This is a genomic window from Nocardia sp. NPDC058499, from assembly GCF_042719915.1.
Classification (GTDB): Bacteria; Actinomycetota; Actinomycetes; order Mycobacteriales; family Mycobacteriaceae; genus Nocardia.
The window spans coordinates 1,060,066-1,078,762 of record NZ_JBHXMZ010000001.1 but is presented as its reverse complement, the minus strand read 5'-3'; the positions used below and the strand labels follow the sequence as shown (position 1 = coordinate 1,078,762).

Annotated in this window: 20 protein-coding genes and 1 riboswitch; of the genes, 14 read left to right on the top strand and 6 right to left on the bottom strand. The window is 66.5% G+C overall.

Going from position 1 to position 18,697, the window contains the following annotated elements:
• Positions 1 to 74 precede the first annotated feature (74 nt).
• Positions 75 to 164: riboswitch (SAM riboswitch) on the top strand.
• 126 nt (positions 165 to 290) lie between these two features.
• The 9 genes from ACFWPH_RS05020 (at position 291) to ACFWPH_RS04980 (ending at position 10,044) form a co-directional block, all read left to right on the top strand.
• A complete protein-coding gene (locus ACFWPH_RS05020) occupies positions 291 to 1,130 on the top strand; it encodes a 2OG-Fe(II) oxygenase (RefSeq protein WP_378748167.1) in 840 nt (279 codons plus the stop codon).
• Positions 1,130 to 1,816 (top strand): tRNA-dependent cyclodipeptide synthase, encoded by a 687-nt coding sequence (locus ACFWPH_RS05015; RefSeq protein ID WP_378748166.1) that lies wholly within the window; start codon positions 1,130 to 1,132, stop codon positions 1,814 to 1,816. Before ACFWPH_RS05020 ends, ACFWPH_RS05015 begins: the two co-directional genes overlap by 1 nt.
• Positions 1,813 to 3,186: an MFS transporter gene (locus ACFWPH_RS05010; RefSeq protein ID WP_378748165.1), complete on the top strand. Its 1,374-nt coding sequence runs from the start codon at positions 1,813 to 1,815 to the stop codon at positions 3,184 to 3,186. Before ACFWPH_RS05015 ends, ACFWPH_RS05010 begins: the two co-directional genes overlap by 4 nt.
• Positions 3,183 to 4,301 (top strand): LLM class flavin-dependent oxidoreductase, encoded by a 1,119-nt coding sequence (locus tag ACFWPH_RS05005; protein WP_378748163.1) that lies wholly within the window; start codon positions 3,183 to 3,185, stop codon positions 4,299 to 4,301. The genes ACFWPH_RS05010 and ACFWPH_RS05005 overlap by 4 nt, the downstream gene beginning before the upstream one ends.
• A 184-nt stretch (positions 4,302 to 4,485) precedes the next feature.
• Entirely contained in the window at positions 4,486 to 5,916 is a 1,431-nt protein-coding gene (locus ACFWPH_RS05000; protein WP_378748162.1) for an ABC transporter substrate-binding protein, read from the top strand.
• Positions 5,913 to 6,866 carry an ABC transporter permease gene (locus ACFWPH_RS04995; protein WP_378748161.1) on the top strand — a complete coding sequence of 318 codons (954 nt, stop codon included), beginning with the start codon at positions 5,913 to 5,915 and terminating at the stop codon, positions 6,864 to 6,866. Before ACFWPH_RS05000 ends, ACFWPH_RS04995 begins: the two co-directional genes overlap by 4 nt.
• Complete coding sequence (locus tag ACFWPH_RS04990) at positions 6,863 to 7,729, top strand: ABC transporter permease (protein ID WP_378748159.1); 867 nt, start codon at positions 6,863 to 6,865, stop codon at positions 7,727 to 7,729. Before ACFWPH_RS04995 ends, ACFWPH_RS04990 begins: the two co-directional genes overlap by 4 nt.
• Positions 7,722 to 9,140 carry an ABC transporter ATP-binding protein gene (locus tag ACFWPH_RS04985; RefSeq protein WP_378748158.1) on the top strand — a complete coding sequence of 473 codons (1,419 nt, stop codon included), beginning with the start codon at positions 7,722 to 7,724 and terminating at the stop codon, positions 9,138 to 9,140. The genes ACFWPH_RS04990 and ACFWPH_RS04985 overlap by 8 nt, the downstream gene beginning before the upstream one ends.
• A 70-nt stretch (positions 9,141 to 9,210) precedes the next feature.
• Complete coding sequence (locus ACFWPH_RS04980) at positions 9,211 to 10,044, top strand: SAM-dependent methyltransferase (protein ID WP_378748156.1); 834 nt, start codon at positions 9,211 to 9,213, stop codon at positions 10,042 to 10,044.
• 18 nt (positions 10,045 to 10,062) lie between these two features.
• Here the strand turns inward: ACFWPH_RS04980 and ACFWPH_RS04975 are convergent, their stop codons facing one another.
• Positions 10,063 to 11,052 carry an alpha/beta fold hydrolase gene (locus ACFWPH_RS04975; RefSeq protein ID WP_378748155.1) on the bottom strand — a complete coding sequence of 330 codons (990 nt, stop codon included), beginning with the start codon at positions 11,050 to 11,052 and terminating at the stop codon, positions 10,063 to 10,065.
• A gap of 93 nt (positions 11,053 to 11,145) precedes the next feature.
• On the opposite strand from ACFWPH_RS04975, the gene ACFWPH_RS04970 reads away from it, so the two are divergent.
• The 3 genes from ACFWPH_RS04970 to ACFWPH_RS04960 are packed head-to-tail and all read left to right on the top strand — an operon-like array spanning position 11,146 to position 12,439.
• A complete protein-coding gene (locus ACFWPH_RS04970) occupies positions 11,146 to 11,712 on the top strand; it encodes a TetR/AcrR family transcriptional regulator (RefSeq protein WP_378748154.1) in 567 nt (188 codons plus the stop codon).
• 32 nt (positions 11,713 to 11,744) lie between these two features.
• Positions 11,745 to 12,005: a type II toxin-antitoxin system CcdA family antitoxin gene (locus ACFWPH_RS04965; protein ID WP_378748153.1), complete on the top strand. Its 261-nt coding sequence runs from the start codon at positions 11,745 to 11,747 to the stop codon at positions 12,003 to 12,005.
• Positions 12,005 to 12,439, top strand: coding sequence for a type II toxin-antitoxin system VapC family toxin (locus tag ACFWPH_RS04960; RefSeq protein ID WP_378748151.1), 435 nt, complete (start codon positions 12,005 to 12,007; stop codon positions 12,437 to 12,439). Before ACFWPH_RS04965 ends, ACFWPH_RS04960 begins: the two co-directional genes overlap by 1 nt.
• 238 nt (positions 12,440 to 12,677) lie before the next feature.
• Here the strand turns inward: ACFWPH_RS04960 and ACFWPH_RS04955 are convergent, their stop codons facing one another.
• A complete protein-coding gene (locus ACFWPH_RS04955) occupies positions 12,678 to 13,697 on the bottom strand; it encodes a hypothetical protein (RefSeq protein ID WP_378748150.1) in 1,020 nt (339 codons plus the stop codon).
• Positions 13,698 to 13,793: 96 nt separating this feature from the next.
• Between ACFWPH_RS04955 and ACFWPH_RS04950 the strand changes: the two genes are divergently transcribed.
• Complete coding sequence (locus tag ACFWPH_RS04950; protein WP_378748149.1) at positions 13,794 to 14,135, top strand: hypothetical protein; 342 nt, start codon at positions 13,794 to 13,796, stop codon at positions 14,133 to 14,135.
• On the opposite strand, the gene ACFWPH_RS04945 is transcribed toward ACFWPH_RS04950, so the two are convergent.
• The 3 genes from ACFWPH_RS04945 to ACFWPH_RS04935 form a co-directional block, all read right to left on the bottom strand.
• Complete coding sequence (locus ACFWPH_RS04945) at positions 14,084 to 14,584, bottom strand: hypothetical protein (RefSeq protein WP_378748148.1); 501 nt, start codon at positions 14,582 to 14,584, stop codon at positions 14,084 to 14,086. The two genes, ACFWPH_RS04950 and ACFWPH_RS04945, sit on opposite strands and share 52 nt — an antisense overlap.
• A gap of 811 nt (positions 14,585 to 15,395) precedes the next feature.
• Positions 15,396 to 15,590, bottom strand: coding sequence for a DUF397 domain-containing protein (locus tag ACFWPH_RS04940; protein WP_378748147.1), 195 nt, complete (start codon positions 15,588 to 15,590; stop codon positions 15,396 to 15,398).
• Complete coding sequence (locus ACFWPH_RS04935; protein ID WP_378748146.1) at positions 15,587 to 16,480, bottom strand: helix-turn-helix domain-containing protein; 894 nt, start codon at positions 16,478 to 16,480, stop codon at positions 15,587 to 15,589. Before ACFWPH_RS04935 ends, ACFWPH_RS04940 begins: the two co-directional genes overlap by 4 nt.
• Before the next feature lie 291 nt (positions 16,481 to 16,771).
• Between ACFWPH_RS04935 and ACFWPH_RS04930 the strand changes: the two genes are divergently transcribed.
• Positions 16,772 to 17,431 (top strand): hypothetical protein, encoded by a 660-nt coding sequence (locus ACFWPH_RS04930; protein ID WP_378748145.1) that lies wholly within the window; start codon positions 16,772 to 16,774, stop codon positions 17,429 to 17,431.
• Positions 17,432 to 17,780: 349 nt separating this feature from the next.
• Here ACFWPH_RS04930 and ACFWPH_RS04925 read toward each other — a convergent pair whose 3' ends face one another.
• The gene (locus ACFWPH_RS04925) at positions 17,781 to 18,668 is read right to left on the bottom strand and encodes an HNH endonuclease (protein ID WP_378748144.1); all 888 of its coding nucleotides are present in this window, start codon (positions 18,666 to 18,668) and stop codon (positions 17,781 to 17,783) included.
• Positions 18,669 to 18,697 lie beyond the last annotated feature (29 nt).

Here is an 18,697-nt window from a genome sequence, read left to right as displayed (position 1 = left end):
GCGCGGCTGGGTCGCGTCCGATTCCCTGACCATTGATGGAAGTCCTTGCGCTGCATATGTTCCGAATGCACGGATTTTCATCACGAGCGACCGAGAGACTGGCTCTGCGACGTCGCGGCAACCATGGATTCGTCCACAAGGTGCTAACGCCAGACCGATGAACCGGGGTTACTCGAGTGTCCGCGATCAGCGCGGTTCTCGTCGACCGCACGTGATCGATCGTCGTGCCGTTCGCCACTGCGAACGACCACTATCGGCGCCGGGATCTCGCCGGCACGGGGAGGAACACGATGACGGAAATATTTGCCGAAGCCGAAGCCGGATCTGCGGACCACCCACTGGACGAGCGATCCGGCCGCCTGGCCACCACATCGATTCAGGAGTTCTCCGCCGACCACCTGCTGCAACTGCTGAAAGGCGATGTCTACGCGGTGCGGGTGCGCGGCGTCGTCGCCGGCCCTGCGCTGGACGGGTTACGCGGACGGTTCGTCGGCCGGGACGATCACGGCCCGCTCGGCACCGATCCGCAGTTCCGGCGGATCGGCTACGCGTTCTCCGAGGTGACGCCGGGGGATGAGTCCACCTACTTCCAAGCGGCCCCTGATCACCTTCAGCGTCTGCGAGAACTCGCCGCGCCGTATGCATACCCGGCCGACACGATCCGGATTCTCCTCGACGAAGCATGGCCGGCGGGGACGGTATTGCTGACTTCGCAGAGCCGGAAGTTCTTCGCCGGAGTGGTCCGCTATCAGCAGGCCGGTGTGGACCTGGAGCCGCATACCGACAATGTGCAGCGGAATCTGCCCGAGGAAGATCTTCTCGGTATCCGCCGCCAGCTGTCGGTGAACGTCTATCTGGATATGCCCGACCGCGGTGGCGAGCTCGAGATCTGGGACTCGTATCCGTCCGAGGAGGAGTACCGGGCACTGTCCGGTGAGCGGGTGTGGGGTGTGGACCGCGAGGCTGTCGGAGCACCGGCGCTCACCGTCCGGCCCGTGGTGGGCGAGGCGATCTTCATCGATCCGCGGCGGGTGCATGCCGTGGCGCCGTCGCATGATCGTCCCCGCGTGACGATCGGGCTTTTCCTCGGAGTACGCGGTCGCGACGAGCCGCTGGGGGTGTGGAGCTGATGACACTCACCGTTACCGCGCCGGTCGGTTCCGCCTCCCATAAAGCGGCGTTCGACCTGAAGGGCCTGCAGTACGACTATGCCGGTCGCTCCACAATTCTGCTGGTAAGTGTCGGTGCCGACTATCACGAAGGCGAGAAGTTCGGCGCCACCGTCGATCTGCTCAACCGCAGCGGGTTCGGGCAGGTCACGGTCGCTGTGGCCGATACGCTGCAGCGGCACAATCTGGAAGTCCCGTCGGCTCGGGCCTATGCCGAATCGCGTCGGCTGGGTGATCAGTGGGTGGCCCGCAACCGGCCGCTACTCGATCTGCTCGCCGCCGAGACCGACATCCTGCGCTGGGACGACGCACTCGTCGACCCCCACTATCCGCGCGCCCTGAGCGAGGTCCGCGCGGCGTACGCGTCGAATACGCACTACCGGACGGCGATCGATGCGACCATCGACCGTTTCGTCGCCCGCCGGGACAGTACCTCCGCTGAGCTCGCCGAGGTCCGTGACCGCTGCCTGGCCTACCTCCTGGAGGAGGTGCCGATCATCCAACCGCTCTGGGCTGCACAAGGTTACGACTTCGTCGTGTACCCGCAGCAGATCTCGGCCGCCATGCAGGCCACGCGTGACCTGTTCGTAGACGACGGGGCCGCGTGGCTGCCGCTGCGTTTCAAGAAACGGAAGTCCGCGCGGTGAGCGTCGTGGACCGGGAGTTGTCCGCCGGACGGCGCACCGCCGGTTTCGCCGGCCTGGCGACGGCGTCGTTCCTGGGCTGTATCGACCTGACGATCGTCACCACCGCACTGCCGACGATCACTCGCGAACTCACGACCACTATCGGTATCTCGCAGCTGGTGCTCACCGCGTTCCTCACCGCGCTCGCGATGTTCATGGTGACGGCGGGGCGGCTCGGTGACCTGGCCGGCCGGCGGCGGGTGCTGCTGGCCGGACTCGCGGTGTTCGTCGCCGCATCGGTGGCGGCGGCGCTCGCCCCCGGCATCGGCTGGCTCATCGGCGCCCGGTTCGTGCAGGGTGCCGCGTGCGCGGTGCTCTACACCGGCACGTCCACGCTGGTGGAGCAGTTGTTCCCGGAGGGCGAGCGGGGGCGGGCGGTCGGCCGGCTGTATGCGGTGAACGGTATCGGCCTGGCCATCGGTCCGGTATTGGGCGGGCTGCTGGTGCCCGTGTTCGGCTGGGCGTCGGTGTTCTGGATCAACGTGCCGTTCGGGCTGTCGGCGATCGTGCTGATCGCCCTGGCAGTACCGGCACCGGCACCGAGTTCGCGCACCGGCCTGGACATACCCGGCCAAGTGCTGCTCGCCTTGACGGTGGCCGCGGCGGTTGCCTTCGTCTCGCTACCGGAGAGCATCGGCTGGTTCAGCGCGCCGGTCCTGAGCGCGGCCGTCGTTGCCGTGCTCGCCGGCGCGGGACTGGTTGCCGCGCAACGCCGGGCGGCCGAACCGCTGCTGAGTATCGAGTTGTTCGCGCACCCACGATTCGGTGCGGCTCTGCTGTCGGACTTCTTCCTCGCCGCGTTCTACGCCTCCGCGCTGCTGATCCTCCCGCCGTACCTCGCGGATCGGCACGGCCTCGACGCCCGCGCCACCGGGGCGGCGTTGCTGCTGGTGAGTGTCACGATGGCGCTCGCCTCACCGCGAGTCGGCCGCTGGGTGGACCGGGTGGGGCCGATCGTGCCGTTGCGCTACGGTTTCGGCTCCCTCGCGGTATCCGCGGGTTTCACGGTGCTCGCCGGTGTGACGGGGTCGCTCGTGGTGCTGCTGGTGGGTTTCGTGTTCTTCGGTCTCGGGTGGGCGCTGATCCTGGCGCCCGCCACCCTCGCCGCGCTGACCTCGGTGGACAACTCCGAATCCGGCTTCGCCATCGGGGCCTCGTGGACCTTCCACAACCTTGGTGGCGCGATCGGCGCGGCCGTCGTGGTCGCGGTGTACACGTCGTCGGACGCCGGTGGCGGATTGGTGGCCGCGGCGGTGGTGTTGCTGGCGGTCGCGCTGGTCGCGCTGGCCGCGAACTCGATGATCGAAGACCGGAAAGGAGTCCGGTCGTGACCGAACTCGGAGTGCTCGACCTGGTGCCGATCCGCAGCGGCGGTACCGCCCGCCGAGCTCTGGAAGAAGCGGCGGACCTCGCCCGGCACGCCGAGGAGTCCGGTTACCGGCGCTACTGGCTGGCCGAGCATCATTTCGCCGCCCTAGCCTCCGCGGCGCCCGCGGTCGTGGCGGCACATGTGCTGTCGGCGACCGAACAGATCCGGGTCGGGGCGGGGGCGGTGCAGCTCGGTCAGCGGGTAGCGGCGCGGGTCGCCGAGGAATGGGGCACGCTGGCGGCCCTGCATCCCGGCCGGGTCGATCTCGGTCTCGGCAGAAGCGGGGACCGGGCGGAGAAGTATCGCGATGCCCTGAGCCGGCCACCGGTCGAGGCCGCCGTGGCCGTCGACGAGCATCCCGTCGTCGACGGCGTCGTCCTGCCCGAACCCCGGGATCTGCGCGGCCTGGTCGATTCACCGCGTGCCGCAACGGGCCTGGCATTGCTTACGCCGCCCGGAGAGGTGCCCGACTACGGAAATCAGGTGCGCCAGATCCTGTCGCTGCTCGACGGGACCTGCACACCCGACGGCCTCGATACGCCACTACATCTCACGCCGGGGGAGGGCACGGATCTGCGGCCTTGGATCCTCGGCAATTCGCCCGGCGTCAGCGCGCGGCTGGCGGGACAGCTGGGCTTGCCGTTCGCCGCGAACTACCACCTCGCGCCGGGGCAGACGATCCAAACCGTGCGCGCCTACCGCGAAGCCTTCACGCCCGGTGTTCTCGAACAACCGTATCTGGCGGTTTCGGCGGACGTGCTGGCCGCCGACACCGCCGAGGAGGCGCGTCATCTGGCGACATCGTTCCTGCCGTGGGTCGACGCCGTCGCCCGGGGCGCGGGAGCCATCCCCGTCCCCGATCCCGACGACGTTGCGGCCGCCACCGTCCGCGAACTGACCGTCCGGCACTCGGCGCGAATCGCTACCCGATTCGTCGGGACCGCCACCGAAGTCACCGGACGCCTCCGGGCGCTGGTCGATCTGACAGGCGCCGACGAACTGATCCTCACCACCCTCGCGCATCGGCATGAAGACCGCATCCGATCGCACCGCTCGATCGCCGCGGCCTGGTGCTGAAGCCCCACGAAACGAGAGAACCATCAAACCCATCACGCGGGCGGTCACTGCCGCCGTCGCCCTGTCCGTCGCGATACCGCTCGCGGCCTGCGCAGGGTCCGATTCTGCCGCCGATATCCTCCGTTACGGGCTGTCCTCGGCGCCCAGCTGCCCCGATCCCGCCCAGGCGAGCACCAATCAGACGGTGAACGTGACGCGGCAGGTAGTCGATTCGCTCGTCGACCAGAATCCCGAAACCGGCGAGCTGACTCCGTGGCTCGCCGAACGGTTCGAAATCTCGCCGGACGGGCGCAGCTTCACCTTCACGCTGCGCCCGGACGTCACCTTCAGCGATGGGACACCATTGACTTCCGAGGTGGTCAAACAGAACTTCGACGCGTTGGCGTCCCCGGCGTCCGGTAGTGCCGGCTCGACCCGCACGCTGCAGGCCTCCGGATTCCTGCTCGGCTACGAAGGCACCCGCACACCCGATCCGCGTACCGCGATCGTCCGGTTCAGGGAACCGAATGTGCAGTTCCTGCAGGCCGCCTCGACAACTCAGCTCGGGATTCTCGCGCCGGCGACAGTGGTCCGCTCGTTCGACGAACGCTGCCTCGCCACCAACGTGATCGGTAGCGGGCCCTACACCTACTCGGAGTGGGAGCAGAACCGGTCGGTGACCATCGAGCGTCGCGACGACTACCACTGGGCCGCCGATATCGGTTTCGCCGAGCAGTCCCGCTACCAGCGCGTCGAATTCAGCGTCGTCCCCGAATCGAACGTGCGGGCGGGCAGTATTCAGGCCGGTCAGCTGGACGCCACAGCGGATCCGCAACCGCAGGACCGGGAAGGCCTCGCCGCCGTGGGCGCCGCCCTGGTGTCGCGGCCGAATCCCGGACTGCCGTTCGTGATCCAGTCGAATGTTTCACGCGGTGTGCTCGCCGACCGGGAGGTCCGCCGGGCGGTGCTGACCGCTCTCAACCGTCCGGAGCTGGTCGACACGGTTCTCGGCGGCGATTTCGAACCGGCGACCAGCGTGCTGGCGTCCACCACACCGGGCTATCGCCCGGATCCGGATATCCGCTACGACCCGAGGGCATCCGAACGAGTGCTGGACGCCGCCGGATGGCGCAGACCGGGGTCGGGTATCCGGGAGAAGGAGGGGCAGCGGCTGACCTTCGACGTGATCTATTCGCCGGAGTTCTACGGCAACAAACCGATCCTGGAACTCGTGCAACAGCAGTTGTCCGCGGTCGGTATCGAAATGACGATCAGCGCCCTGTCCAACGACGATTTCCTGTCCCGCCGGTCGGCCGGTGATTTCGACGCCGTGTACTACAACGTGACACGCGCCGACCCGGATATCCTGCGATCGCGCCTGAGCGCCACCGGCACCAACTATTCGCAACGCCCGCCCGACCCACAGATCGACCCTTTGCTCGACCAGCAGGCCGGTGTGGCCGATCAGGCCGCGCGGCACCGCATCGTCGACCGGATCCAGACCCGGTTGGCGGAGGCCGGCTACGCGATCCCGGTGACCGAATTGTCGCAGGTTGCCGCCGTCGCAGCGGGTTTCGGCGGGATCGGCTTCGACGCCTCCGGGGTGCTCCGGCTGCACTTCGAGGCCGGGTCGTGACGACGGCGTCCGGCCGCCGGATCCTGAACCGGCTCGCTGCCGGAGTGGTTGTGGTGTGGTCGGTGTTCACCCTGGTGTTCGCCGTTCTGCGGGTGCTGCCCGGGGATCCTGTGTCGCTGGCGGCGAATGCCGACAGCGGCGGGGTGCCACCGTCACCGGCCACAATCGCGGCCTTGAAGGCGCAGTACGGTCTCGACCGGCCGTTGTGGCAGCAGTACGCGACCGCGCTGGGCGATTTCGTCCGCGGTGACTGGGGCACCTCGGTGGTCACCGGGCAACCGGTAACGACATCGCTGCTCGAAGCGCTGCCGTCCACCGCGGCGCTAGCGGCCGGGGCCTTGGTGATCGGTGCGTTCGCCGCGTTCGTGCTCGCCTTCGGCGCGACCCTTCGCCCCGAAGGGGTCGCGGCCCGCGTTGTGGGACAGCTGCCGTCGATCCTGGTGTCGGTCCCGACCTTCGCCGCGGGCCTCGTCCTCATCCAGGTATTCGCCTTCGGGCTGGGTGTGGTCCCGGGCTTCGGCGACGACGGCGTATCCGCACTGATTCTGCCCGCAGTCACCCTCGCCATCCCCATCGCCGGCTATCTCGGCCAGGTGATGGCATCGGGAATGCGGGCCGCGGCAGCGCAGCCCTTCGCCGATGTCGCACGGGCGAAAGGAGCCTCCGACGCGGCAGTGCACTTCCGGCACGTCGCCCCGGCGGCGGCACTGCCCGCGGTATCGGCGCTCGGTGTGCTGATCGGCGCCGCCCTCGCCGGCGCCGTCGTCGTGGAGACCGTTTTCTCCCGGGCCGGGCTCGGGCGGCTCACCCAGCAGGCGGTCGCCGCCCACGACGGGCCCGTTCTGCTGGCCGCGGTCGTCGTGTCGGCGGCGATTTTCGTGGTCGTGAATCTGGCTGTCGACCTGATCGCCCCATTCCTCGATCCCAGAGTCGGGGGTGCGCACACATGACCGACTTCGCGGGCGGGCAGGCGCTCGGCAGAACGCTCCGGCGGTTCGTGGCCCGCCGCCCTCGCTCACTACCTCCTGCTGCCACCGTCGTCTCGGCCGCGGTGCTGGTGTTCGCACTGCTCGCGGCGACCGCACCCGGCATGCTGACGAGCGTCGACCCCGTCGCAGTAGCGCCGGCCGACAGGTTGCAGGCACCCGGCCCGTCACACTTGTTCGGCACCGATCAATTGGGGCGTGACGTCTTCGCCCGGATCGTTCACGGCACCGGGGCCTCGCTGTCCGCGGCGCTGCTGGCGGTCGCGATCGCAGTGCTCGGCGGCGGCCTTCTCGGTGTAGCCGCAGGGTATCTCGGCGGGTGGACCGACCGGGTGGGGATGCGGATTGTGGACGTGCTGCTGGCTGTGCCGAGCCTGCTGTTGTCGATGACTGTGATCGCCGCAACCGGTGGCGGGACCGCCGAACTCGGTATCGCGGTCGGCGTCGCCGGTGTGGCCGCGGCTGCCCGCATCATTCGGTCACGAACCATGCAGTTGCGGTCCGCACCGTTCGTCGAGGCGGCGACGGTCAGCGGGTGGAGTCGCCCGGTGGTCGTGGGCAGGCATGTGCTGCCGCATCTGTGGCCGACCGCGGCAGCGGTCGCCTCGGTCGAATTCGGCCAAGCCGTGCTGGCCGTCGCCGCACTGGGTTTCCTCGGGTTCGGTCCCACCCCACCCGCACCCGAATGGGGCGCGATGGTCGCCGACGGTCGCGCATTCCTGGCGAATGCATGGTGGCTCACCGTCATTCCGGCCCTCGTCATCATGGCCGTCGTCCTCGCCGCCTACCGGCTTTCCCGGGCGATCGAAGGAGCGCAGAGTGCTTGAGATCGAAGAACTGAACTTGGTATTCGGTGATATCCCCATCCTGCGCGAGGTGAGTCTGTGTGTGCAGCCCGGTGAGGTCGTCGCGGTTGTCGGGGAATCGGGGAGCGGGAAATCATCGCTGGCCCGGACGATCCTCGGACTCCACCGCGGACGGATCACCGTGAAGGCCGCACGTTTACAGCTCGACGGTTCCGAACTACCCGAACCGGGTGCCCGGGCATGGCGGTCGGTGCGCGGCCGCCGGGTCGGCTATGTGCCACAGGATCCGGGCAACTCCCTGAATCCGGTGCGCCGCATCGGAAGCCAAGTGCGCGAAGCGCTGAAGCTGTGCGGGCAACCCGACACCGAAACCGAAGCCGTGCGGCGCCTCGCCGAGGTCGGCCTGACAGACCCCGTGTACGCGCGCCGCTACCCCCATGAAATGTCCGGTGGCCAACGTCAGCGCGTCCTGATCGCCATGGCGCTGGCCGGCCGGCCCGGCCTGGTGGTGGCCGACGAACCGACGAGCGCCCTCGACGCCGAGGTCGCCGGGCAGGTACTGGACGCGCTCACCGAGCACACCGGCAGCGGCACCGGCCTACTGCTCATCACCCACGATCTGACCATCGCCGCGCAGCGGGCGCACCGAATCGTCGTCCTCGACGGCGGCCGCGTCGTGGAAACCGCCGCGGCCGACCGCGTGCTGCGCAGACCGGAGAGCGCCGCGGCGCAGGCCCTGCACAAGGCCATGCCCGGCCGGACATCCACCGCACCGGCCTCGCTGGGCCCGCCGGTGTTGCACGCGCGCTCGCTGACCAAGCGATACGGCAAGGTCACAGCACTGGATTCGGCCGATCTCACAGTGCACCGCGGCGAGACCGTCGCCGTCGTCGGCCCGTCCGGCTCCGGCAAATCGACGCTGGCCAGGGTGCTGACCGGGCTGGCCACGGCGGACGAGGGCAGTGTCGAACTGCACGGCAACCAGGTGCAACTGGTATCACAGAACCCGTTCTCCGCCTTGGAACCGAGATGGTCCGTCGACCGCATCGTGGCGGAATCACTGCACCCGTCGCTCGGCCTCACCCGAGCGCAACGATCACAACGCGTCCTCGACGTACTCGACGAGGTGGGCCTGGGAGCGGGATTCGCCCGCCGCCGCCCACACGAACTCTCCGGTGGCCAGAGTCAACGCGTGGCCATCGCCCGGGCCCTGGCACCACGGCCGGCGATCGTCGTACTCGACGAAGCGGTATCGGCGCTCGACGTGGTATCCCGCGCGACGGTCCTCGATATCCTCGCCCGACTCCAGTCCTCCCACGGCACGGCGTATGTGTTCATCACCCATGACAATCTCGTCGCCCGCGATATCGCCCACCGCACGATCGAGGTACGGGCGGGCCGGGTGAGGGAACTCGAGTTCGGGCCCTGCTGACCCGTTGGGGTCACGACCGAGATGGTTAACTCGACAGAGCGGACATCATCGCTCGAATGAGGAGTAGCTCGTGGCAGCACAGAAAGATTCGGTGGATCTCCAGCAGAACCGAGCCCATAGTGCGCGCATATACGACTACTTCCTCGGCGGCAAGGACAACTACCCCGCCGACCGGGAAGCCGCGGAGAGGATCGAGCAGGCCATTCCCTCGGTGCGCGGTGTGGCCCGCGGCAATCGGGCGTTCATGGTCCGCGCGGTGCGTCATCTCAGCGAGTTGGGTGTGCGCCAATTCCTGGATATCGGCACCGGCATCCCCACCGAACCGAATCTGCACCAGGTAGCTCAGGAAACGGCGTCCGCCGCCCGGGTTGTCTACGTGGACAACGATCCGATCGTCCTGGCCCACGCCCGCGCGCTGCTGATCGGGACATCCGACGGCGTCACCCAGTACGTCCACGCCGATCTCACTGCCCCGGAACAGATTCTGTCCGATTCGACGGTGCGCGACACGCTGGACTTCGATGAACCGGTGGCATTGAGCCTCATTGCCCTGTGCCATTTCGTTCCCGGCGACCGCATCTACGACATCGTCGATTCGCTACTCGCGTCGCTGCCGTCGGGGTCGTATCTGGTAATGACCCACCTGACCACCGATTTCGACCCGGTCATGGTCGAGGGGACCGTGCAGGCGTACCGGGCGAGCGGAATCGAGATGGAGGCTCGCGATTACCGCGGAGTCTCCCATTTCTTCCGTGATCTGGAGGTGCTGGAGCCCGGGATTGTCGCGATCGAGGACTGGTACGCGGGGGAGAAGCCCCCGCCCCCGGCCGGGGTGACCGAGTTGCCGACCGGCGCGCCCCACCCACCGGCCGCGGGCTACGCGGCCGTGGGCCGCAAGAAATAGCCGACCCGGGCGATCGGGTCAGCGGTCACCGGCGGTCCAGTACCGGAGGAGTTCCGGTCCGAGTTGCTCGGCGGCCTGCATGGGCAGGGAGTGTGTGGTTTCGGGCCAGACGGTGACCGGGCTTTTTCCCAGTGCTCGGGCGCGGTCGGCGGCCGCCTGACCGCCGGCCAAGGATTTGTCCGCGGCGATGTCGATCCGGACCGGCATCGCCATCGACTTCCACTCCGCGTCGGTGAAGGTCCGCGGCACCAGGGTCGTCGCCTTGTAGTGTCGGGCCCCCTCGTCGACCATCACCGAGACAGGGGTGCGTTCCCGCACTTCTTCGATCGACACTCCACCGATCTGTGCCAGCGCGTGGTCCTTCCACGGCTGCGGGACCGGCAGTGCCAGCAGGGCCGACCACAGATACATCGAGACCGGGAGTCCGGAAAGCACCACCACCGGTTCGAGCAGCGTCAAGGAGGCCACCCGTCCGGGGTGGGCGAGCGCGTGGGCGGCGGCGGTGGCACCGCCGAAAGAGTGCCCCACCATGTGGGCGCGAGTGATGCCGAGACCCGCGAGTGCCTGCTCCACCCATACTGTCCGATCGTCGAACGAGGTGAAAGGCACTGACTGGGTGGACATTCCGGAATCGCCGACCGCGTCCATCGCATAGAGGGTGCGTTTGCCGATCCAGTGGGGCAGGTTCTCGGCCCACATCGGTACGCCCGAACGGATTCCGGGCAGGAATACGACCGGCAGTGCACTCTCGCGTCCCTCGGTGGCGACCCACTCGTATACCCGGACGGTGCCGTAATCGGTGGCGATATCGTGGGTGCGCGTCGGTGGCGGCAGCGTGGCCATCGCCGCGTCGTAGGCAGCGCGGTAGGACTCGAGCCCTTCCCGGCTGCGCCAGTGACCCACCGTCGGCTCCGGTGCAACAACCGAGGCGATTTTATCGGCGACGAGCCATGCGGCCACCACCGCCGCCAGGACCTTCAGGATGCTTCGGTTCGGCTTCAGGCCCATATCCACTCCAGGGAAATACAGTCGTATTAATCGATGGTCCTCAGCGTACACCTGAATCAATACGATCGTATTTCCGGTCGCTAGTATGGCGGGATGAGCAGCACGAACCCCGGCGACCGCCGCACCGCGATCATCCAGGCGGTATGGCAGGTGATCGCGGAGCAAGGCATGGGCGCGGTATCCATGCGCAACGTCGCTACGGCCGCAGGGGTCTCGGTGGGGCAAATCCAATATTGGTTCACCAGCAAGGACGAACTCCTCCGTGCCGGTCTCGAAACGATGGTGTCGGGCGCTGCGCAACTCCACGACACCGCCACCGAGCACGCCGACGACCGCGAAACACTGTGGCAGCTGATCGGGCAATCCATCCCCCGCGCAGAATCGTCCAGCGCCGGAGTCTCGGTCTTCCATCAATACATCGCCGCCGCCATCAACCACCCGGCCCTGGCTCGCATGCTCGCCGACGCGAAGGACGGCGCCGAAAGCGAGGCCACCCGATTGCTCGCCGGAATCGTCCCCGAACTCGCCGACCCGCATATCGCGGCAAGATCACTGATCGCCACCGCGGACGGCCTCACCATGCGAGTCCTCATCGGCAGCCTTTCGGCAACGGAAGCCGAACGCGCACTGCGGCTCGCGATGGAACGGTTCGTCAACTGAGCACCGCCGCGCCGGAAGCGTAAGATGCTTGTATGGCCAAACGTAAGATAACAGTGACCATCGATGAAGAGGTCCTGGCGAAGGCGCGCGAACTGGGTGACGCGCACTTGTCTGCCGTTGTCAACGCGGCCTTGGCCGAACATGTGGATCGGATGGCACGGCGAGACGCCCTTCGCGATTTACTCGACGGTTGGGAGCAGGCCGTCGGCCCGGTCGGAGATGACGACGCGCACGACGCGGCCGCCGCCTTCGACGAGCTCGAGGGTTTCGGGTTCGGCCGGGAGATCGCCTGATGCTGCCGGTTGTCCTCGATTCCGCCGGGCTTTCCGCGGCTTGTGAGCCGAAGCCGCCGAAGCGGGTACAAGCGCTCCTCGCGGAGGCGTACCGGCGCGGAAGTGAGGTCTTGGTGCCGGCCGTTGTCTGTGCCGAGGTATGCCGTGGAGTTCCGCGTACGCGGCAGGTCGAAACGCTGGTGGCTCGCACGCTTCGCGACAGCGCAGCACATCGGCCGGTGCGGATGGTGCCCACCGATTTCGATCTCGCCCGCCAAGTGGGCGCGATCCTCAACAGCGCGAAGGTCGGAAGCCGCTACCTGGCGGATGCACACGTTGTCGCAGTGTGCGTTCAACACGGTGGCGGCCTGGTGATCACCTCGGATCCCGACGACATCATGCATCTCGCGGCGGCGGTTCCGGCCGCCCGAATCATCACCCGCAGTCCGGACTGACCCACGAGCACGCTCGTCCGGCGTCGGCGGAGGCTATTTGTGCCGGTGAATTCCGGTATCGGGACCACTTTTCGTGACCAAGTCCTCTTTGGGCGCGCTCACCTCGATCACGGTGGCCTCGCCTACCCGGTGAGCCCCTTCGAACATGCCCAACACGCATGCCACGCACAGATAGGCCCGGGGCTCTTTTCCGACGCGGAGGGGTACGCCGGGCATGAGCCCGGTGTTGCGTGGCCGGCTAGGCCATCAGCTCGGCGTGGGCGTGCTCCGGCGTTGTCTGGCATACGTAGAGCTGCTGGTCGTAGCCGCTACCTATTTGGACCGCAGTGGGGTTGAGTGGTTCATGGGCCGGTTCGTCGTGTGGGAGCCAGCTGCTGTCTCTGCCGGCTTCGGCCGTGGCGATGGTCAGCAGGGGATCCATGTCGCTGTCGCAGGTAGGGCAGAGCAGGGGGCTGGGGTCGGCGGCTCCCCAGCGAGGCCAGCCGCCCACCTTCCAACCGGGAGCGACGGACAACTCGTTGCCGTAGAAATCCGGCGGGTACGACGCGTAGGCGCTGTCCACGCCCGTGTCGGCTGCCTGCCACACGCTCCAGTCTCCGACCTGCGCCTGGAGTTCCTTGCTCAGCTCCCTGTAGTCGGGGTATTCGGTGACCTGCTCCGGGTTGAGCAGGCACGGCTCGGGCAGGTAGCCGTCGAACTGCACCGCGGGCGGTTCAGGGGGCGCGGCGAGGACGTCGGTGACTGAGGCGGCCGACCGCCAGAACAGCGCAGTCCTGGGCATGGCCGGGTGGTCGAAGGGGCACCACAAGACCTGGAGCAGGTCTGCGCCTTCAGGCGTGTGCAGATCGGGCACGTCCCGCGCGTACAGCTGTGCGACCGGCAACATGGCTATGGAACCCTCATAGGGGGCGATCGCCGGCTCGAGCGGATACTCCTGCGGGGGGCGGATTCGTTCGAGGGTCTCTCGTTCCTGCGGGGTCAGGGTCCTGCCGCGCGCGGCGGCACGGATCCGTCGTTCCAGCCGCACGTCCGCTGGGGACAGGGCCGGATTGATTCCGTCCACTACATGAGGTCCGTCGCAGTGCGGCCACGGCTCGTCGGCGGGCCAGAGCAGCGGTCCGCCGATAGAACTGTCCTGCGGTGACGGCACCCCGGGGCGGGGGTGCAGCCGGGTCGCCGTGCGTGCCAGCGGAGCCAGGTGAGGGAAGACCGTGGTGACGTCGAACGGCCGCGGCGGAGTGGTCGGGGTGCCGGTCATAGCCGCGATCTTGCCAAATGACTCTGACAACGGCGGGTCGCCGTAGTATCGCCCAATTTCGGGCGCATATGACGCATCAGCTCAGAAGGCGATTGGTTGTGCCCGAGGGAAACCCGCACAGCAGGCCGATATCCGGGGCAATACACCGGGACATCGAGTTCCGGCAAGACCACCCGTGCCCGCGCCGTCCCGGACGAGAGTGACACCCCGTTCGTCTACTGGGGAATCGACACCCTGTTCGGCCTGGTGCCGTCGAGTTGGGGCGGCGGATCCGACAGCCCGCTCAGCCGAGACACCAGTGGGCACCGGATAGGTCAACGGACATGGTCGAACTCCCTTGCTGTCTGCCTGAGCAACTGTCCGCAACGACCCTCGGTGAGTTGCGATTACCAGATATCCGCCCACACCGGTCGCTTGGGGATATCGAACAGTGCGTAATTCCGGTGGACGATGATTGGGACCGAGGCGCCGGCGTGCAGCTCGTCGGCCAGTGCACGTGCCTTGGCCTCATGGAACTGAAGGTAGAAGAATTGCTTCTGTATCCGGGATTCAACGCCCGTCTCAGGGTGCGGGAAACGGACTTCGACGCGGACCAGCCAGAGGTCGAAGTCGAACGGCCCACGATTGTGCTTGCGTTGTAGCTCGGAGTCGACCACCACTGCAGACATCGCATCCCCGGTGCGCCGCAGATACTGTCGGCGCAGCCGCCATATCGCGGCCAGCACGAGCATCCACGCCCCGATCCCCAACATCGCGCTCACCGGCAGAAACAGCGCCGTGGCGACCGGCGAGCCGATCGCTCGGGCGATAAAGGAACCCAAGCTCAGGGCTCCGGCCATGAACGCGACTGCGGCTACCGGGACGCCCAGCGTCCACACCAGCGTCATAGGGCCGACCATCCTCCCGGACCGCCCCATGTCAACTACCTGAACCCGACCGGCTATCCACCGGTCGATGCCGAATCCAGGTGCTCATCTCAGCGCCACCGCCGCTCATCGGGGTATTCGTCGAAGTCGTCAGGCCAGTCGCTGGGCCCGACGACCGTTTCGCCCGTTCGTGGTCGGCGGATCGGGGTCTGCTCCGACGGCCAGGCAGGAGACGGCGGTGCCGGTGCGGGGGCTCGGGGCGGTTCCGGAGTCCACGTCCAGGTGAACTCCGGCGAGTTCTTCATCTCGGCGACTTCCGGTGGTACCGGGTTCGCCAGGGTTTCGATATCGCGCCACCGGCATTCACTCGTTCTGCGTGCTCGATCTGGTCAGGTTCGGGTAGCTGCGTGGGTCTTTCATCGGTATACCAGGCGTATTCGATCCCGCTCAGCTGTCCGGCTTCGGCCCAGAGAACGACCTCGCCGATCGGGCTCCCGCCGGGGTCGGTAACGGCGCCGTTCGCGACGATCCCATCCGTCACACCGCCTGCCGGGGCAGGACACGGGCGTACCTCTATATCAACGCTGGGAGACCCGACACCCCAGGTCGATATCACCTGTGCATACGGTATCTGCGCAAGGTATTCGGCGGATTCGTGCCGACCCGCCGACAATATCTTCCGTATGACTGCGGCCTCGGGTCCGGTCAGAGGTCTCGGCTGAATCGGGGTACTACCCATCGCCTGTCTGCCTTCGAGCTAAAGTGCCCGACAAAGCCGGTTCCAGGGCAAGGCATATTCGATCGTGGTCCGTAGAACCGGCCTGGTACGTGCTCAACTGCTACGGTTTCGGACTCCCCTGACGAAGGAATCCCATGCCTCCGGCGCGAACTCGAGCGCCGGCCCTGCGGGGTTCTTCGAATCCCGCACACCGACCATGTCGGCAAGGTGCGCAACCTCGACGCAATCGCCGCCAGCCTGGCTATAGCTGCTCTTGAACCAGTCCGCTCGGAATAAACCCCTGCTCACGTGCCGTGCTCCTCTGCGATCTCTTGCATCAGACTCCGGGTGTCGTCCTCCTCCAACGTTACCTCTCGGATACCCGCTATTGCCTCCCTGTGGCGGGCAATCGTTTCGTTGTCCTCGAGGAACAGAGCGCCGGTGAACCCTTCCACGAAAACAACAGCGGGCTCTGGTGGGCGACCCGGACGTAGGGGTGGGAATTCGAACAGGGTGAAGGACTGAGCCACCAGACCGAAGTGTGGACCCGCACCGAACGGGATCACTCGCAGTGAAACACTCGGCAGCTTCGACACACTCACAAGGTGATGCAGTTGTTCACGCATGACTTCCGGTCCACCGACCTGGTGTCGCAGGGTTGCCTCCGAGAGCATCACGTTCAGCGAGAAGCCCGTTGCTTCACGGATTCGACGCTGCCGACGAGCGGTGAGCTCCAACCGGCGATCCACGTCGACGGCCGACATGGTCGGGTCGGTCGTCGACGCAATCCATCTCCGATAAGGGGCAGACTGGAGCAGGCCGGGGAGTAGCGTCATTTGGAAGGCGGTCATCTGTGAACACGCCTGTTCAAGGCTCATGAAGTGATCAAAGTGCGGATTCACCACATCGGCGTAGGCCCGCCACCACCCCCGCGACGGATCTCCCTTCGCTGCTTTCACCTCTTGGAGTAGACCCAGAACTTCATCGCGTACCCCGTCGTCGGCTCCGTAGAAGTCCAGTAGATCCCGGAACTGCGCGGTGCTGATCCGAACCGGCTGCCCTTCTTCTAGTCGCCCGATGCCCTGCTTGGACACTTCGATCGCCAGCCCCGCGGCCAACTGGCTCTTCTTCGATTCGAATCGCAGTTCCCGCAGCCGCCGCCCCAACGCGCGCCGCGGAAGTGTCGATCCAATAGCCATGCCCACCCTCGCTATCTCGTCGTGGTCCAGTACGGACCTATGTTTTCTGGACCCACCCATACTGGACGTCTCACGACCTCGTTGGATGTTCGTGAATAGTCTTCTCACTGAAGCAGTTTCGGTGTCTACTATATCCACGCCGACGGCCGGAATGCTCGGATAGCCCCGAGCGTAATTGCTTTCATCGCGAATACTCAGAAACTACTGTCGCAAGCCCCATTGCCAGTGCCGGCAGGAATTGACATGCCCGGTCAGCGTGCACAACACCACCTCCGAAAAGGGTCCGAATAGATGTCGCTGCGTCCAGCAACTGAAAAACCCGATCCGAAATATTCCCGCGCGATCGGCTACCTGCGAACGGATCTATCACACAACCAGCCCCACCACACCGAGGCCATCCGCCTGCTCGCCCGCCGGCAGGGCCACGCACTGATTTACATAGTGCGACTCGGCCCCGATTCGGTCCCGGATCCGATCGGCCACGTCCTCGATATCATCCGAGCCACCGCAACGACGACACTGTTCGTCCCTGACCTCGCCCATCTCGAAAACCACCCCGGCCGTGTCTGCGACACCTGTGACCTCGTCACAGTGTGCCCGGAACAGCTCTGGCTGAAAGCCGGCACGAATACCCGGGAATCAATCACCGGACCGACCTGGTTGCCGGAGGCCTGCCACGGCGAACCCCATGCCCGGCTGCGCATCGCCGAAGCGCACCGAATCATGCAGGTGCACCGCCCCTGCAACCCCTTGGATTGCCCCCGCAAAGCTGCCGCTTTCGCACTCCTTGCAGAAGCCGGCAAACTGGTTCCCGCCACCCGCAGCCCCCGCGAACGAGCAGCCGCCCGCGGCCTCTCCTACCCACCGTCTGAACCGGCCACCGCGAGCTCGGGCCTATCCGTCGCGGTTCTGGAACGGTTGCTTGCCGGACTCACCCGGGCACAACGATGAACGCGGACCCAACCCGGTCTTCGGGCGCAGATGTCCACCTCACCGTCTTTCTCCATGGTCTCCGCCTCGAATATCGAGCTCAGCCTGTCGCGGCCAGCCTCTTTCTCCGTGAGTGGACCGCTCACCACGGCACTCACACAGCCGCCGTGCTTCCTGGGTTCCCGTCCGGCCTTTCCCGCCTCCCGTGTGAGCGGCTCTACCTGGAGCGGTGAGACCTCACACCTGCGCCCGGTGTCTCTCGTTCACCTAATTGGGCTTAGAGATCAGTTCAGCACGCGTTGCGATGCCGTCGATTTCTTTCTTTACGGTTGGCGCGACCGCCATCAGATCTTTGGCTCGAATCGGTAGCTCAATGAGCGGAGACGGTGAACTCGGCGAATCTTTCTGCCAACCCGTCTCGGGACGGCCTGTCGCCGGGCCTCTGCGGAACGGCGAGTTCCCGGCCGTGCATCTCCTGTAGACCGTGTCGCAACATCGGACCGTCTACCTCCTCGAGCAGGTCGCGATTGATTGCGACGCGGTAGTCCGGAGAGATCCCCAGGAAATTTCGGTCGTAGGCCGCGTGATGAATTTTGCAGAGGCTCAGGCCATTGCTGACCTCCGCGGTCCCGTGCGGTTTCGAGTCGGAGATGATGTGCGCTGCATCGAGCAGCGCACCGTGCTTCAGGTTGCAGATGGTGCACTGGCCGCAATAGGCATGCAGAACCCGCCCGCGAAATTCCGGCTGGTGCAAGCGCTGCTTGGTGATTCTCGCCGCGTATTTCTTCTCCAACGGGTCGAGATGAAGCGGGTCGTCCACCGACAGCAGCGTTTCATCCAGCGCGATGAGGAATCGTCGGTTCGCTGGGTCGTCGGCCACGGCGTACACCGGAAAGACGGGAACGAAGAGCCCTGGCTCGATCTTTCGGAGCAGGATGAACGGCAGACGCAGTTCGTAGGCTCGACGTAGCTTCTTATTGTCGCCCGCGGTGCTGCCCTCCCGGTAGGCATAAGAGAACAAGGAGCCGCCCACCTCCTCGTCCGCGTACTTACCCTTCGGGTCCGAGAGGATCGACAAGGTCCCGTACATACCGGCCGGATTGCGGATGCCGCGGCCGTGGTCGATCAGCCGGTGCACTTCACCGTCGACGGTGAACCTCGAAAGTTGCTCCCGGGTCACGACCCCGCTGTCGCGAACCATCTCTTCGAGATGGTCGAAAATCGCCTGCCGCACGATGTTTTCAGCGCTGATGTCCACCAGTGGATTCTGCCAGCTGTGGTGGGCTT